This window comes from Candidatus Jidaibacter acanthamoeba, assembly GCF_000815465.1.
In the GTDB taxonomy this organism is placed as follows: Bacteria; Pseudomonadota; Alphaproteobacteria; order Rickettsiales; family Midichloriaceae; genus Jidaibacter; species Jidaibacter acanthamoebae.
This window is the reverse complement of record NZ_JSWE01000209.1, coordinates 1-259: the sequence shown is the minus strand read 5'-3', so window position 1 is coordinate 259 and position 259 is coordinate 1. Positions and strand designations below refer to the sequence as shown.

Sequence of the window (259 nt, the reverse complement as noted above, 5' to 3'; positions counted from 1 at the left end):
GAAAAGGCAATAATGCTTTCTTGGTTGCTTCTATACATGGTCATTTAGATGTAATAAAATATCTTTTACAAATAAAACCTGAATTCATAGATTCATTAAATAAAGATGAAGATAATGCTTTCTTATTTGCTGTTCGGCATAGGAAATTAGATATAATGGAATATCTATTATATCTGAAACCGGAATTTATTAACTCAATTAATACAAAAGGCAATAATGCTTTCTTGGTTGCTTCTATACATGGTCATTTAGATGTAAT

At 27.4% G+C, this 259-nt stretch carries 1 protein-coding gene; it reads left to right on the top strand.

Annotation, left to right across the window (positions count from 1 at the left end):
• The coding region (locus NF27_RS09995; RefSeq protein WP_039459158.1) for an ankyrin repeat domain-containing protein at positions 1-259 on the top strand (259 nt) is incomplete at both ends.